This is a genomic window from Rhodococcus zopfii NBRC 100606 = JCM 9919 (genome assembly GCF_001895025.1).
GTDB classification, from domain to species: Bacteria; Actinomycetota; Actinomycetes; order Mycobacteriales; family Mycobacteriaceae; genus Rhodococcus; species Rhodococcus zopfii.
The window spans coordinates 51,384-66,640 of sequence record NZ_BCXI01000001.1; the positions used below are offsets into that span (position 1 = coordinate 51,384).

At 69.8% G+C, this 15,257-nt stretch carries 11 protein-coding genes; 1 reads left to right on the forward strand and 10 read right to left on the reverse strand.

Going from position 1 to position 15,257, the window contains the following annotated elements; genetic code table 11:
- The first annotated feature begins 17 nt into the window (after positions 1-17).
- The gene (locus RZ1_RS00240; RefSeq protein WP_072808074.1) at positions 18-2,435 is read left to right on the forward strand and encodes an ATP-binding cassette domain-containing protein; all 2,418 of its coding nucleotides are present in this window, start codon (positions 18-20) and stop codon (positions 2,433-2,435) included.
- Between the two features lie 16 nt (positions 2,436-2,451).
- On the opposite strand, the gene RZ1_RS00245 is transcribed toward RZ1_RS00240, so the two are convergent.
- From RZ1_RS00245 to RZ1_RS00290, 10 genes are all read right to left on the reverse strand, one after another.
- Positions 2,452-3,603, reverse strand: a complete 1,152-nt coding sequence (locus RZ1_RS00245; protein ID WP_072808077.1) for a metallophosphoesterase — start codon at positions 3,601-3,603, stop codon at positions 2,452-2,454.
- A 4-nt stretch (positions 3,604-3,607) separates the two neighbouring features.
- Positions 3,608-5,350, reverse strand: coding sequence for a substrate-binding domain-containing protein (locus tag RZ1_RS00250; protein ID WP_244899306.1), 1,743 nt, complete (start codon positions 5,348-5,350; stop codon positions 3,608-3,610).
- 107 nt (positions 5,351-5,457) lie between these two features.
- Positions 5,458-7,641 (reverse strand): malate synthase G, encoded by a 2,184-nt coding sequence (locus tag RZ1_RS00255; RefSeq protein WP_072808080.1) that lies wholly within the window; start codon positions 7,639-7,641, stop codon positions 5,458-5,460.
- 74 nt (positions 7,642-7,715) lie between these two features.
- Positions 7,716-8,660, reverse strand: a complete 945-nt coding sequence (locus RZ1_RS00260; protein WP_072808083.1) for a 3-methyladenine DNA glycosylase — start codon at positions 8,658-8,660, stop codon at positions 7,716-7,718.
- A 10-nt stretch (positions 8,661-8,670) separates the two neighbouring features.
- Positions 8,671-9,762: a hemolysin family protein gene (locus RZ1_RS00265; RefSeq protein ID WP_072808086.1), complete on the reverse strand. Its 1,092-nt coding sequence runs from the start codon at positions 9,760-9,762 to the stop codon at positions 8,671-8,673.
- The gene (locus tag RZ1_RS00270) at positions 9,759-11,177 is read right to left on the reverse strand and encodes a hemolysin family protein (protein WP_072808089.1); all 1,419 of its coding nucleotides are present in this window, start codon (positions 11,175-11,177) and stop codon (positions 9,759-9,761) included. Before RZ1_RS00270 ends, RZ1_RS00265 begins: the two co-directional genes overlap by 4 nt.
- Positions 11,178-11,391: 214 nt before the next feature.
- Positions 11,392-12,303 carry a DMT family transporter gene (locus RZ1_RS00275; RefSeq protein WP_072808704.1) on the reverse strand — a complete coding sequence of 304 codons (912 nt, stop codon included), beginning with the start codon at positions 12,301-12,303 and terminating at the stop codon, positions 11,392-11,394.
- 13 nt (positions 12,304-12,316) lie between these two features.
- The gene (gnd, locus tag RZ1_RS00280; protein ID WP_072808092.1) at positions 12,317-13,777 is read right to left on the reverse strand and encodes an NADP-dependent phosphogluconate dehydrogenase; all 1,461 of its coding nucleotides are present in this window, start codon (positions 13,775-13,777) and stop codon (positions 12,317-12,319) included.
- Positions 13,778-13,845: 68 nt separating this feature from the next.
- Positions 13,846-14,799 (reverse strand): M56 family metallopeptidase, encoded by a 954-nt coding sequence (locus RZ1_RS00285; RefSeq protein WP_072808095.1) that lies wholly within the window; start codon positions 14,797-14,799, stop codon positions 13,846-13,848.
- Between the two features lie 13 nt (positions 14,800-14,812).
- On the reverse strand, positions 14,813-15,223 hold the full coding sequence (locus tag RZ1_RS00290) for a BlaI/MecI/CopY family transcriptional regulator (RefSeq protein WP_072808098.1): 411 nt from the start codon (positions 15,221-15,223) through the stop codon (positions 14,813-14,815).
- Between the last annotated feature and the right edge of the window lie 34 nt (positions 15,224-15,257).

Consider the following 15,257-nt stretch of genomic DNA (forward strand, 5'->3'; position numbering starts at 1 on the left):
AGGGAACGGAGACAGGGATGAGCACGGCCACGCGGGTTGTACAGTCCGAACTTCCCCTCGCCGACAGCCACGATCTGATCCGCGTACACGGCGCACGCGAGAACAACCTCCACAACGTCAGTATCGAGATCCCCAAGCGGCGGTTGACCGTGTTCACCGGGGTATCCGGTTCCGGGAAGAGCTCGCTGGTGTTCGGCACGATCGCCGCCGAGTCGCAGCGGCTGATCAACGAGACGTACAGCGCGTTCGTACAGGGATTCATGCCCACCCTCGCGCGCCCGGATGTCGACGTACTCGAAGGGCTGACGACCGCGATCATCGTCGACCAGGAGCGGATGGGCGCGAATCCCCGGTCGACGGTGGGCACCGCGACCGACGCCAACGCGATGCTGCGCATCCTGTTCAGCCGGCTGGGCACGCCGCACATCGGCTCGCAGCAGGCGTTCTCGTTCAACGTCGCATCGGTCAGCGGTGCCGGCGCGATCTCCGTGGAGAAGGGTGGACGGACCGTCAAGGAGCGCCGCAGCTTCACTGTCACCGGCGGCATGTGCCCGCGCTGCGAGGGTATGGGGAAGGTTTCGGACTTCGACCTGACCGCGCTGTACGACGACAGCAAGTCGCTCAACGAGGGTGCGCTGACCATCCCGGGCTACAGCATGGACGGCTGGTACGGGCGGATCTTCCGCGGCTGCGGCTTCTTCGATCCCGACAAGCCGATCTCGAGGTTCACGAAGAGGCAGCTGAACGACCTGCTCTACAAGGATCCGACCAAGGTCAAGGTCGACGGCGTCAACGTCACGTACGAGGGGCTGATCCCGAAGATCCAGAAGTCGTTCCTGTCCAAGGATCGGGAGGCGATGCAGCCGCACATCCGGGCGTTCGTGGACCGGGCGATCACGTTCCAGACCTGTCCCGATTGCGAGGGGACGCGGTTGAGTGCGGAGGCGCGGTCGTCGAAGATCGACGGAAAGAGCATCGCCGATGTGTGTGCGATGCAGATCAGTGATCTGGCCGAGTGGGTACGGGGACTGGCCGAACCCTCGGCGGCGCCGCTGCTGAAGTCGCTGGGCGAGACGCTGGACTCGTTCGTGGAGATCGGACTCGGCTACCTGAGCCTCGACCGTCCCGCAGGTACCCTTTCCGGCGGTGAAGCACAGCGCACCAAGCTGATTCGGCACCTCGGGTCCTCGCTCACCGACGTCACCTACGTCTTCGACGAGCCGACCATCGGTCTGCACCCGCACGATGTGCAGCGGATGAACGATCTGCTGCTCGCATTGCGGGACAAGGGCAACACCGTGCTCGTCGTCGAACACAAGCCGGAGGTGATCGCGATCGCCGACCACGTCGTCGACCTGGGGCCGCGCGCCGGGACCGAAGGCGGCCAGGTCGTGTTCGAAGGCACCGTGGCCGGTTTGCGGTCGAGTGACACGCTGACCGGCAGGCATCTCGACGACCGGGCGTCGGTGAAGGCGTCGGTGCGGACCGCGACGGGAAGCCTCGAGGTTCGCGGAGCCGACACCCACAATCTGCAGAACGTGGATGTGGACATCCCGCTCGGTGTTCTGGTGGTGGTGACCGGGGTGGCCGGATCGGGTAAGAGTTCGCTGATCTCGGGGTCGGTGGCGAAGCGTGACGGCGTGGTGTCGATCGATCAGGGTGCGATCAAGGGTTCGCGACGCAGCAACCCCGCGACATATACGGGCCTGCTCGATCCGATCCGCAAGGCGTTCGCGAAGGCGAACGGGGTGAAGCCGGGTCTGTTCAGCGCCAATTCCGAGGGTGCGTGCCCAAACTGCAACGGCGCCGGGGTGGTGTACTCCGATCTGGCGATGATGGGTGGGGTGTCCGCACCGTGCGAGGTGTGTGAGGGCAAGCGATTCCAGGCGGAGGTGCTCGACTACACCCTCGGCGGCAAGAACATCAGTGAGGTGCTGATGATGTCGGTCGCGCAGGCCGAGGAGTTTTTCGGCGGCGGGAAGCAGCACGGCGACCGGGGAAATGCCACTGCGGAGGCGAAGCTGCCCGCGGCCCACAAGATTCTGGCCCGGCTCGCGGACGTCGGCCTCGGCTACATCAAGATCGGACAGCCGCTGACGACGCTGTCCGGTGGTGAACGACAGCGGCTCAAGCTCGCCACCCACATGGGTGAGAAGGGCGACGTGTACATCCTCGACGAGCCGACCACGGGACTGCACCTGGCCGACGTGGAGAATCTGCTCGGGCTGCTGGACCGGCTCGTGGATTCCGGGAAGTCGGTGGTCGTCATCGAGCATCACCAGGCGGTCATGGCCCATGCGGATTGGATCATCGATCTCGGCCCCGGTGCCGGTCACGACGGTGGCCGGATCGTTTTCGAGGGCACTCCGGCGGATCTGGTCGCCGCGCGCCCGACGGTGACGGGGGAGCATCTGGCGGCGTATGTCGGGCAGTGACCTGCGGGAGTGACCGCTACGCGCTGGCGCTGACGAGTTCGAGGATCGTGATTTCCGGCGGTGTCGCGATCCGTACCGGTGGCCCCCAGGCTCCCACGCCGAGTGAGGTGTAGAGCGTGGTGTCGTCGAACCGGTCGAGGCCGCTGACGCTCGGGTTGGACAGGGGCACGAAGACGCCGAGCGGCCACATCTGGCCTCCGTGGGTGTGTCCGGACAGCTGCAGGTCCACGCCGAGATCGGCAGCCTCGAGCACTTGGCGAGGCTGGTGTGCCGCCAGCAGCACGAAGCGCTCGGGGTCGCGACCGTCGAGGGCCGCGTCCAGGTCCGCGTCGTGCGGGGCGGGTGCGGTCCAGTCGTACACGCCGGCGATGTCGATGCTGTCGGCGCCGCGGGTGAGCGTCACGTGCTCGTTCCGCAGGGTCCGCACGCCGAGGGTTTCCCAGTGGTCGAGCCAGGCCAGGGCGTCGTCGGAGTAGTACTCGTGGTTTCCGCTGACCCCGAACACTCCGAGCGGTGCGTTCAGGTCCCGGAGGGGTTCGATGTCGGGGGCGACGTGAGCGATGGTGCCGTCACTGAGGTCGCCGCCGAGCACGATCAGGTCGGGGTTTTCGGCGGCGGCGAGGTCGACGACCCTGCGGGTGAAGTCTGCGCCGCGCGCCGGGCCGACGTGCAGGTCGGTGATCAGGGCGACGCGCAGTCCGTCGAATCCGGCGGGTAGTCGCTGGAGCGGCACCTGGACATGCGCGACGCGAGGGTTCGATGCTTCGACGGTCCCGTATCCGACGGCGGTGACCGCGGTGACGGCGACGGCGCCGGTGGCGATGCGCAGGGCGCGGCGACGCGACGGGGCGGGGGGTCGTTCGGTGCGTCGCAGGGACCAGGACAGGCGGTTCGCGAGGCGGGTCAGGCCGATTACGGAGGCACCGATCGCCAGGTACAGCACAACGGCGAGCCAGGTCCAGCCGAGATAGCCGACGGGTCGTGCCCAGGCGGGGTCGACGGTGGTGCCGACGAGGGAGGCGGCGAGCGCGAGGACCGCTCCGGCAACGAGGACGGTGGTCGCCGCGACCGCTGCGGCGCCGCGCAGTTCCGGGGCGCGGACGTAGCGCCGGTGCAGCCAGAAGGTGAGGAGGGCGAAGAACGTGCCTATGACAAGGAGTCGGATCACGGTGTCAGAACATCAGCTTTCGGAGTGTGTCGGACAGTGTGGTGCCGTCGTCCGGATCGATCGTGGTGAAGGTGCCGCCGGTGTCGGCGACGAGGGTTTCGAGGTCGCCGCCGTCGGTTGCGGTGGTGGGCGTTGTGGTTGTCGTTGCGGGGGCGTCGAGCATCACGACGTCGATGCGGATGTCCCGGCCGCGGCCGTGTGTCTCGGCGATGAGGTCGAGGAGTTCCTCGCGTGCGGTGGCGTCGTCGTCGATGCCGGTGGTGATGATGAGCAGCGAGTTGGGCCGGTCGGCCGTGTAGCCGTCGGCGGTGTCGCGGTAGGCCTCCGCGATCGCGTCGAAGGTGGTGTTCGTGTTTCCGGTCCCGCGGGCTGCCAGGGCTTGGCTCAGTGCCGCGCGCTGTTCCGCGGTGAGGGCGCCGAGCGCGACCGCGGCGGGGTCGGTGGTGGTCCGGAGTCCGATGGCCGAGTGGTCGGGTGAGCGGTCGAGGATCGCGGCGAGCGTGGTGGTGACGGTGGTCGAGGAGTCCGATCGCGTCGACGCGCTGGTGTCGATCAGGACGGTGGTGGAGCGGGCGGGGACCGGATTGAGCCGGGTGTAGAGCAGGGCGTCGACGGTGGCAGGATCGGGGGCGGCCAGTGCGGGGGCGGTCGGTTCGAACGGCAGTGGTGCCCCGGCGGGTGTGGGTTGTCCGTCGACGCGGAATCCGGCGTCGGCGAGGGCACGTGCCTGTTCGGGTTGCCGGACGTAGTCGACGAACTCGGCGGCAGCGCGGGCGAGGGTCTCGTCGACCCACGGGGCGTCGACGATGGCGGCGGGGTAGTCGGCGTGGGGGGCGGGTCCGGGGGGCCGGTAGGTGGTGATGCCGGCGACGGTGTGGTTCTTCAGCGCTGTGTACAGGCTCTGTTCGACGATGGGCACGGCGTGTACCTCGCCGGTGGCGGTGGGTGCACTTGCGACGGCGATCAGGGCGTCGGCGGTGGTGGGGCCGGCGGCCGCGCCGATCGTGTTGGCGCCGAGCGCGAGTGCGGTGACGGCGGCGACGGCGGGTTGGGATTCGGCGCGGTCGACGGTGAGGGGGCCGGTGCCGGTGGTGGTCACGGCGGCGGCGACGGCCTCGACCGCGGCGGTGGTGGCATCGGTGCCGGCGCCGGTGGGGAGGGCGAGGCGCAGGGTGCCCCATCCGGGGAGTCCGAGCGCGTCCAGTGCGTCGCGTCGGGTTTGCAGTGCGGGCAGTTGGGACCAGTCGGTTCCGGCGCTGGTCAGCGCGTGGGCGAGTTCCGGGGGGACGGCGAGGACGAGGGGGGAGGTCGCGAGGGATTTGGGTTGTCCGTCGACGGCTGGTTCGGCGCGGGTGGTGGCGCGGGTGTCGAGGGGTACCCACAGTGCGGGTTCGGGGCCGAGGGCGGGGTTCCAGGCGGCGTCGGCGAGGGCCGCGGCGGCGGGGGTGCCGGCGGTGGCGGTCACGTGGGCGGTGAGGCAGTGGTCGCGGATGACGCGGGGCGTGTCGGCGGTCCACTGTGCGGCCAGGGTGGTGAGGGTGGGGGCGATTGTGGGGTCGGCGCTGATCTCGAGGACGGCGTCGCCCTCGACGCAGGTCTGGGCGGCCTGGATGCCTTGGTTGTCGATGTGGTCGCGGAGGCGGAACCAGCCGATGGTGGCGAGGACGAGCAGCACGAGGGTGACGACGGCGATGATGGGGCCTTTGCTGATGCCTCTGACGCCGCCGGCGCCGCGATGTCGACTCACGTGTTCGTCCGCCTCGTTTCTTCCCTTTTCCGGCTCCCGCAGTGTACGGAAAATGAGGCGGGGCCCCGGTCCGGGTCGGACGGGGCCCCGCGTTCGCGCTGTGTGGATCAGGCGTTGGCGGCCTTGTATTCGCGGCGGGCGCGGTGCAGGATCGGCTCGGTGTAGCCGCTGGGCTGCTTGGCGCCTTCGAGGATCAGTTCCTTGGCGGCCCGGAAGGCGATGTTGTCGCTGAAGTTCGGGGCCAGGGGACGGTAGCCGGCGTCGCCTTCGTTCTGGCGGTCGACGACGGGGGCCATTCGCTCGAGGGCGGCGACGACGTCGGCTTCGGTGACGATGTCGTGGCGGATCCAGTTGGCGAGGAGCTGGCTGGAGATGCGCAGGGTGGCGCGGTCCTCCATGAGTGCGACGTCGTGGATGTCGGGCACCTTGGAGCAGCCGACGCCCGCGTCGATCCAGCGCACCACGTAGCCGAGGATGGACTGGCAGTTGTTGTCGAGTTCTTCGCGCTTCTCGGCGTCGGACCAGTCGGTGTTGTCGGCGAGCGGGATGGTGAGGATGTCGTCGACGGTGGCGCGGGTCTTGCCCTTCAGCTCGTCCTGGACGGCGAAGACGTCGACCTCGTGGTAGTGGGTGGCGTGTAGGGTCGCACCGGTGGGTGAGGGCACCCAGGCGGTGTTGGCGCCGGCCTTGGGCTGGCCGATCTTCTGCACGAGCATGTCGTGCATGAGGTCGGTCATGGCCCACATGCCCTTGCCGATCTGGGCCTTGCCCTGCAGACCGAGCGCCAGTCCGGTGTCGACGTTCCAGTCCTCGTACGCGAGGATCCACTTCTGCTGCTTCATGGCGGCCTTGCGGACCACGGCTCCGGCCTCCATGGAGGTGTGGATTTCGTCGCCGGTGCGGTCGAGGAAGCCGGTGTTGATGAATGCGACGCGCTCGGATGCGGCCTGGATGGCGGCGGCGAGGTTGACGGTGGTGCGTCGCTCCTCATCCATGATGCCGACCTTGAGGGTGTTGCGGGGCAGGCCGAGGACGTCTTCGACGCGGCCGAACAGTTCGGTGGTGAAGGCCGATTCGTCGGGGCCGTGCTGCTTGGGCTTGACGATGTAGATCGAGCCGGTGCGGCTGTTGCCGAGCGGGCCGTGCGCCTCGTCGGTGTGGAGGCCGTGGATGGCGCACAGGCTGGTGACGAGGGCGTCGAGGATGCCCTCGGGGACCTCGTTGCCTTCGCTGTCGAGGACGGCGGGGTTGGTCATGAGATGACCGACGTTGCGGACGAACAGCAGGGAGCGGCCGTGCAGCTCGAGGTCGCTGCCGTCGATCGCGGTGTAGACGCGGTTGCCGTTGAGGGTGCGGGTGAGGGTCTTGTCGCCCTTGCGGAACGATTCGGACAGGTCGCCGCGGTTGAGGCCGAGCCAGTTGCGGTAGCCGACGACCTTGTCGTCGGCGTCGACGGCGGCGACGGAGTCCTCGAAGTCCATGATCGTGGTGACGGCCGATTCGAGAACGAGGTCCTTGATGCCGGCGGTGTCGGTGCTGCCGATCGGGGACTGCGGGTCGATCTGGATATCGATGTGCAGGCCGTTGTTGCGCAGCAGGATCGAGGTGGGGGCGTTCGTGTCGCCGAGGTATCCGACGAGCTTCTCGGGCTGGGCGAGGGTGGTGACGGTGCCGTCGGCGAGCGTGACCTTCAGTTCACCGTCCTCGATGCGGTAGCCGGTGGTGCCGGTGTGGGAGCCGGTCGCCAGCGGTGCGGCCTTGTCGAGGAAGTCGCGGGCCCACGCGATGACCTTGTCGCCGCGCACCTTGTTGTAGCCGGTGCCCTTCTCGGCGCCGTCTTCCTCGGAGATGGCGTCGGTTCCGTACAGCGCGTCGTACAGCGAGCCCCAGCGGGCGTTGGCGGCGTTGAGCGCGAAGCGGGCGTTGAGGACCGGCACGACCAGCTGCGGTCCGGCGGTGGTGGCGATCTCGGCGTCGATGTTGGCGGTGGTCACCTCGAACGGCGCGGGCACCGGCACGAGGTAGCCGATTTCCTGCAGGAACGCCTTGTAGGCGGCGGCGTCGTGGGGTTGTCCGGCGCGGTCACGGTGCCAGGTGTCGATCTTGTGCTGGAGCTCGTCGCGGATGGCGAGCAGTTCGCGGTTGCGGGGAGCGAGGTCGTGGACCACCTTGTCGGCGCCGGCCCAGAATGCGTCCGCGTCCACCCCGGAGCCGGGGATGGCCTCGTTGTTGACGAAGTCGTAGAGCACCTTGGCGACCTGGAGTCCGCCCACCTGAACGCGTTCTGTCATTGCCTCACTCTTTCCGGTAGCTGTGCACCCGGTTCGGTCGGGCCGACCGGGGCCGCACGAAAACACCAAACATGTTACCCGCCGGTAGTTCTGCGCGTGTCGGTGAGACACGCCGCCAGGGCGGTGCATCGATTCAGCAGCTCCTGACGCAGGGCCGCGGCGCGAGTGGTGAGCGCCGACTGCTCGCGGACGTACTGTGCGCGCCCGGCGGCAGTCTCGATCGTGATGGGCGAGTAGCCGTAATCGCTCAGATCATACGGGCTGGCCCTCATGTCCAGCTCACGTGCCGCCCGGGCGTGCCGAAAGCACTCCAGCAGCAGGTCCGAATCGATGAGCGGGGACAGTTTGTAGCACCATTTGTAGAGGTCCATGCCGGCGTGCAGGCAGCCGGGTTGTTCTCGCGCGATCTGGGTCTGCCGGGTGAGGATGTCGCTGTTGCGGGGTGTCGCGTCGGGAGTGAAGAACCGGAACGCATCGTAATGACTGCAGCGCAACTGCAATGATTCCAGCACGGCGTCGGTGCCGGCGTGCCCGAGCCTCAGCGGTACCGCGTTGTGCCGCACCCCGTCGTCGTCCGTGCGGTACACCATGGCCCACTCGTGCAGCCCGAAGCAGCCCAGCTGCGGCGGCCGGGAAGCAGTTGCCGCGAGCAGATCCCGCACGAACTCGACCGTGCCGAGCCGGTCGAGCGCCGCGCGCCGGGACACCGTGACACCGGGCTTCCCGTCCACGACGACTCGTGTGTAGGCGGGGTGGTCGCGATAGTCGCGGGTGTCGTCGCCCACCAGGACCACCCCGAATCCGGGATGCCAGCGCCGCAGCTGGTTGGGCCGGTGGTTGTAGTAGGTGAACAGGAAGTCGTGCACGGGATGCGGCTGCCGCGCCGCGCGCCGGCGCAGGTGCCCGGCGAGCAACTCGTCGACCGCGGTGCGATGCCGGTCGCGGCGGTCGGTCCAGTCCGATTCGGCCGGAACCGTCGTTGCGTGGGTGCCGGTGTCCACGGCGGTATCGGTGCTCATCGGGGGCGGCTCACGGGGTGCGGGGGTGGCCCGGGGCCGGGTCGGCGATGCGGTGGGTGGCGTCGCGCACGGTCCCGACGAACTCCTCGACGAGGTCCTCGAGGGCCACGATGCCGATCACCGTGCCGTCGGTCCCGACGACACCGCCCAGATGGGAGCTGGTGCGCCGCAGCAGCGCGAGGGCGTCGTCGAGTCCGCTGGTGAGCGCGACCCGGGGAAGGACCCGCACCTCTTCGGTGGGGATGACGGTGTCGGGTCCGGCGTTCTCGTCGCGCACCAGGTCCAGGACGTCCTTGATGTGGAGGTAGCCGGTGACCGTCCCGGCCGCGTCGAGGGTCGGGTAGCGGGAGTAGCCGGTGTCGATGACGGCCTGTTCGACGGCGCCGAGGGTCGTGCCGCGGGTGGTGACCGGCACGGTCCGGACCCGGTCGAGGGGGATCATCACCTCGGTGACGGTGCGGCCGCTGGTTTCCAGGGCCTGGATGAGGCGGCGGTGTTCCTCCGCGTCGAGCAGGCCCTCGGAGCGGGACTCGCCGATCATTTCCGACAGTTCGATCGCGGTGACGGTGACCTCGAGCTCGTCCTTCGGTTCCACCCGCATCAGGCGCAGGGTCCGGTTGGCGCACAGGTTGTAGAACGCGATGAGCGGTTTGGCTACACGCATGAACAGCAGGTGCACGGGGACGAGCAGCATCGCGGTGCGTTCCGGTCCGGCGATCGCGATGTTCTTGGGCACCATCTCGCCGAGCAGGATGTGCAGGATCACCACGAGCGCGAGCGCGATGGTGAACGCGATGGGATGCAGCAGCGAGTCCGGCAGCCCCGCCGCGTGGAGCGGCGCCTCGATGAGGTGAGCGATCGCGGGTTCACCGACGCGGCCGAGCAGGATCGAGCAGATCGTGATGCCGAGCTGGGATCCGGCGAGCATCAACGACAGGTGTTCCCCGGCGTCGATCACGGTTTGGGCGCGTTTCTTACCCTGCGTGACCAGCGCTTCGAGCCGGTCGCGGCGGGCGGTGATGAGCGCGAACTCGGCGCCGACGAAGAAGGCGTTGCCGGCGAGGAGCAGCACGGTGAGCAGGACGCCGAGCAGGTCGTTCATCGCTCGTCTCCGATTCTGTGCTCGTCCGTGCCGGTCTCGTCCGCAGGGGCGTCGGCGGTGTCGGGTTCTGCGGTGTCGGGTTCTGCGCTGTCCGGGGGGACCGGGGTGAGCAGGACCCGGTCGATGCGGTGTCCGTCCATCACGAGGACTCGTGCCAGCCAGCGTTCCGTTTCGGTGCCGGGGCGAGCCGGGAGCAGCATCTCGTCGCCGGTGTCGGGGATGCGGCCCAGTTCGGTGAGGATCAGGCCGCCGACGGTTTCGTAGTCACCGTCGGGTGCCCGGTAGCCGGTGACGCCGGCGATCTCGTCGATGCGCAGCAGCCCGGAACAGGACCAGCCGTCGTCGAGTTGCCGGGCGTCGGGTTCCGGTTCGTCGTGTTCGTCGCGGACGTCGCCGACGATCTCCTCGATGAGGTCCTCCATGGTGATGATGCCTGCGGTGCCGCCGTACTCGTCGACGACGAGCGCGACCTGCATGCCGTCGGCGCGGACGCGTTCCATCACCTCGTCGCCGTCGAGGGTGGACGGGACGACCGGTACCTGGCGGGCCAGGGTGCGCAGCGGGGTGTGGGCGCGGCGGGGGCCGGGGACGGTGAAGGCGTGCTTGACGTGCACGACGCCGATGGTGGCGTCGAGGTCGCCGTCGATCACCGGGAATCGCGAATAGCCGGTGCGATCGGACACGTCGATCAGGTCCAGGACGGTGTCGTGCTGGTCGAGGCATTCGATGGTGACCCGCGGGGTCATCAGGTCTTCGGCGGTGCGATCGCCGAAGCGCAGGGAGCGGTCGACGAGCAGCGCGGTGCGTTCGTCGAGGACGCCGCTCTCCGCGGAGGCCCGGACCAGGGAACCCAGCTCCTGCGGGGACCGCGCCGAGCGCAGTTCCTCGGCGGGTTCGATGCCGAGTCGGCGCACGACCCAGTTCGCGGATCCGTTCAGGCCGCGGATGGCCCATTTGAACGCCAGGGAGAACGCCACCTGCAGTCCCGCGGTGGCGCGGGCGGTGCCGAGGGGGTGGGCGATGGCCAGGTTCTTCGGGACCAGTTCCCCGAAGATCATCGAGAACGAGGTGGCGATGATCAGGGCGAGGGCCAGGGAGATGCCGGCAGCGGCGGATTCGCCGACGCCGACGGCACGCAGCAGCGGGGTCAGGAACCGGGCCAGGACCGGTTCGGCGAGGTAGCCGGTGATCAGGGTGGTGATGGTGATGCCCAGCTGGGCCCCCGACAGCTGGAACGACAGGGTGCGGTGTGCGTGCTGGACCTGACGGGCGCGACGGTCGCCGTCACGGGCATGGGCGTCGACTGTGCTGCGTTCGAGCGCGGTCAGGGAGAATTCGGCGGCCACGAACAGGGCCGTGCCGGCGGTCAGCGCAACGAAGCCGACCAGGGCCAGGAGTGACAGCAGAACGGACATCAGCCGTGCCCCTGCCGGGTTTCGGTTCCGCCGGGTCTGTCACCCGGCTCGCTAGAGGAGCCCTCCGAACCGGCGGAGTCGGAGTCCGCGTCGGCCATCGCGGCCGGGGATAGTGCCGTGCTGGGGATAGTGGGTGCCGTGGGCACCTGGTTCCTCTCGTCGGGCTCGGCGGCGACGTCGCCGCGCGCCGAGCGTGGTCGGATGGGGAACCATTCTACTGGGCGATGTCCGGGTCGGTCGCGCCGTGCGGGTCGGCGTCGCCGGACCCGGTGCCGTCGGGGGTGAGGTGGGCCTGGTCGCGGGACAGGGCGATGGTGGTGGCGAGCATGACGACGACGGCGGCCGCGACCGCGGCGAGGGCGGCTCCGTCGACGCGCAGCCGTTCACCGAGAACCGTCATGCCGAGGAACACCGCGGCGAGGGGTTCGCCGATGGTCAGGGCCGGCAGGGACGCACCGAGCGCCCCGGCCTGGAAGGCGAGTTGCTGCAGGTAGCCGCCGGTGAGGCCGGCGGCGATCAGGGCCCAGGTCTGCCAGGAGCCGAGGACGGCACCCGGGCCGTGTTCGAACAGGTCGGTGACGTGCTTGGTGAAGACGACGGCGACGCCGAAGAGCAGGCCGCCGGCGGTGCCCAGCAGCAGGGCCCGGGTGTGCGGTCCGAGGGGGAACAGGGCGGCGGTGGCGGCCGCGGCGACGACCGCCAGGACCGTCGCGAGCGGCAGCGCCCAGTGCCGGGCGGCCGCGTCGATCTGTCCTTCGGTGGGGTTGCCGACGACGAGGAACACCGCCAGGGACACGCACAGGGCGCTGGCGAGCACCCATGTGGTGCGGTCGATGCGGCGGCCGGTGACGACCGCGGACAGGGGCAGCGCGAACAGCAGCGAGGTCACGAGCAGCGGTTGCACGATCAGGATCGCGCCGAGCGCGAGCGCCGCGACTTGCAGGAGGTAGCCGCCGCCGTCCCCGACGATGCCCGCCCACCACCGGGGGCTGCGGATGAGGGCGCCGAGCAGCGACCGGCCGCCGGGGACGGCCGCTGCCGAGCGTTGCTGGGCGACGCTGGCGGCCGCGAACAGCACGGCGGCGGCGAGCGCGCACGCCGCCGATGCTGCCGCGGTGCCGGTCATGTGCGGGTGCGGGTCAGGCGTCGACTTCGCTGCGGTCGCCACTCCACAGGGTGTGGAACTTGCCGGGCCGGTCGGTGCGCTCGTAGGTGTGGGCACCGAAGAAGTCGCGCTGGCCCTGGGTGAGGGCGGCGGGCAGGCGTTCGGCGCGCAGCCCGTCGTAGTAGGACAGGGACGAGGCGAACGCCGGGACCGGGATGCCGAGGGCGGTGGCGGTGATCACGACGCGGCGCCAGCTGTCGATGCCCGCTTCGATGGCCTGCCGGAAGTACGGTGCCAGGATCAGGCTGGGCAGGGCGGGGTCGGCGTCGTACGCCTCCTTGATGCGGTTGAGGAACTGGGCGCGGATGATGCAGCCGCCGCGCCAGATGGTGGCGAGGGCGGCGCGGTCGACGTTCCAGCCGTATTCGGTGCTGCCGGCGGCGATCTGGTCGAAGCCCTGCGCGTAGGCGACGATCTTCGAGGCGTACAGGGCGGCGCGGATGTCCTCGGTGAACTGGGCGGCGTCGGTGGGGGCGGCGCCGAGGGTGCCGGAGGCCAGCCCGCGGGCCGCGGCCCGCTGGTCGCGGGAGCCGGACAGGGCGCGCGCGAAGACGGCCTCGGCGATGCCGGTGACGGGCACTCCGAGATCGAGCGCGGACTTGACGGTCCAGCGGCCGGTGCCCTTCTGCTCGGCGGCGTCGACGATGACGTCGACGAGGGGTTTGCCGGTGGCGGCGTCGGTCTGGCGGAGCACGTCGGCGGTGATCTCGATGAGGTACGACTCGAGGGTGCCGGCGTTCCATTCGGAGAACACGTCGGCGATGCGGCCGGCGTCGAATCCGAGCGCGTCGCGCAGCAGGTGGTAGGCCTCGCCGATGAGCTGCATGTCGGCGTATTCGATGCCGTTGTGCACCATTTTGACGAAGTGCCCGGCACCGTCGGGGCCGATGTGGGTGCAGCAGGGGGTGCCGTCGACCTGGGCGGCGACCTTCTCGAGCAGCGGCCCGAGCGCCTCGTAGGATTCGGCGGGGCCGCCGGGCATGATCGACGGGCCGTTGAGGGCGCCTTCCTCGCCGCCGGAGATGCCGGCGCCGACGAAGTGCAGGCCGCGGGCGCGCAGCTCGGCTTCGCGGCGGATGGTGTCGGTGTAGAGGGCGTTGCCGCCGTCGATGATGATGTCGCCGGGCTCCATGGCGTCGGCGAGTTCGCCGATGACCGCGTCGGTGGCGTCGCCGGCCTTGACCATGATCAGGACGCGTCGGGGCTTCTCCAGCGCTGCGACGAACTCCTCGACCGTTTCGGTGCGCACGAAGTCGCCGTCGCCGCCGTGCTCGGCGAGCAGCGCGTCGGTCTTGGCGACGCTGCGGTTGTGCAGGGCGACGGTGTAGCCGTTGCGGGCGAAGTTGCGGGCGATGTTCGATCCCATGACGGCCAGGCCGGTGACACCGATCTGGGCACGGGGCGTTGCGGGGGTTGCGGAGTCTTCGACGGTCATGGGTACAGCTTCCCCTCTCGTCGGGTGGTGTGGAGATCGGCGCCGCGGGTTTTGGAACGTGACGTGCGTCACCAGGAGCGCAGGAGGCGGTCCACTTCGACGAGCCAGGGCACCGCGACCGCGAGGGTCGGAACCACGAGGATCGCGGCCGCGGCGGTGTAGGCGACCGCGGCGGTGCGGGTGTCGGCGCCGGGGCCGGCCAGTCGCTGGACGCGCAGCAGCGTCGACGGTCCCCCGACGGCCATTGCCCCGGTAGGGGTGCGCGATTCGGCGCAGGTGACGAGGGCGCGGGCCAGCGGTCCGGGCCCGGTGGCCCGGACCGCCGAGTCGTCGGCGAGCATCTCGATGAGCAGTTGCACCGAGCCGAGTGCCGAACCGGAGCGCACCCACCGAGGGAACGCCTCGTACACCGCGGTGAATGCTTCGAGGACGAGATCGTGCCGGGCCCGCAGGTGGGAGTGTTCGTGGCTGAGCACCGCGCGCAGTTCGGTGTCGTCGAGGTGGTCGAGGGTGCCTTCGCTGAGCACCACGCGGTGCCGCAGGCCGGGCAGGCAGTAGGCGATGGGGTCGGCGCTGTCGAGGATGCGCACGTGCGGGAGCTGGCGGATCGCGGCGCCGCTCTCACGCCGGTCGAGCAGGTCGACGAGCATGCGGTGCCGGGACCGGCGGCGGCGGGTGCGGACCGCCACGCGCAGGGTCGAATAGATCAGCCGTGCCCCGATCAGCAGGGTCGCGGCGAACACGGCGACGTAGGTCAGCCACAGCGGCAGGCCGAGGGCGTCGATTTCGCGCAGCGGTTCGGTGGTGGGACGACCGTCCTGGCCGGGAACCAGCAGCAATGCCGCGATGGCGAGACCGGAACTGAACGCGGACAGCACCGCGGCGAGCGCGACCGCCTGCCACAGCACCAGGGCGGCGCGGGGCGTGCGGTCCGGCCAGGTCGCCCTGCTCAGCAGCGCCGGGACGGGGCCGGCGAGCAGCAGCGCGAGGATGCCGAAGACCAGCGGGGTGGTCGCGTTCATGGCATCGAGTGTGTCAGCTCGCGCGACCGGTGTGTTGCTCGGCCACGCCGGTGGCGGTTTCCTTGGCGTCGAGGGCCGCCAGGGCTTCGCGGAGCGCTGCGGCTTCGTCGGCGCCGACGCGTCCGACGAAGTGGACGAGTGCAGCGGTGCGGCCACGGCGGTCGGCCTGGTCGAGGGCGTCGACCATCAGGCCGGCGACGAGCTCGTCCCGACCGTGCACCGGCAGGTAGCGGTGGGCACGGTCGTCGCGCTGCTGGATGACCAGATTCTTCTTCGCGAGACGCTGCAGGACGGTCATGACCGTGGTGTATGCGAGGGATCGTCGGGTGGACAGGGCCTCGTGGACCTGCCGCACCGTCTGGGGTTCGGTGGAGGCCCAGAGGTGCTCCATCACTGCTCGCTCGAGTTCGCCGAGTGCTGCCATGCGACGATTCTACGGACTCTCCGACGCGCATGCG

Excerpts from the sequence above, each read along its gene's own strand:
- RZ1_RS00240 (WP_072808074.1), top strand. The coding sequence starts at position 18 with ATGAGCACGGCCACGCGGGTTGTACAGTCCGAACTTCCCCTCGCCGAC.
- RZ1_RS00255 (WP_072808080.1), bottom strand. The coding sequence starts at position 7,641 with ATGACAGAACGCGTTCAGGTGGGCGGACTCCAGGTCGCCAAGGTGCTC.
- RZ1_RS00260 (WP_072808083.1), bottom strand. The coding sequence starts at position 8,660 with ATGAGCACCGATACCGCCGTGGACACCGGCACCCACGCAACGACGGTT.
- RZ1_RS00265 (WP_072808086.1), bottom strand. The coding sequence starts at position 9,762 with ATGAACGACCTGCTCGGCGTCCTGCTCACCGTGCTGCTCCTCGCCGGC.
- RZ1_RS00270 (WP_072808089.1), bottom strand. The coding sequence starts at position 11,177 with ATGTCCGTTCTGCTGTCACTCCTGGCCCTGGTCGGCTTCGTTGCGCTG.
- RZ1_RS00275 (WP_072808704.1), bottom strand. The coding sequence starts at position 12,303 with ATGACCGGCACCGCGGCAGCATCGGCGGCGTGCGCGCTCGCCGCCGCC.
- gnd (WP_072808092.1), bottom strand. The coding sequence starts at position 13,777 with ATGACCGTCGAAGACTCCGCAACCCCCGCAACGCCCCGTGCCCAGATC.
- RZ1_RS00285 (WP_072808095.1), bottom strand. The coding sequence starts at position 14,799 with ATGAACGCGACCACCCCGCTGGTCTTCGGCATCCTCGCGCTGCTGCTC.
- RZ1_RS00290 (WP_072808098.1), bottom strand. The coding sequence starts at position 15,223 with ATGGCAGCACTCGGCGAACTCGAGCGAGCAGTGATGGAGCACCTCTGG.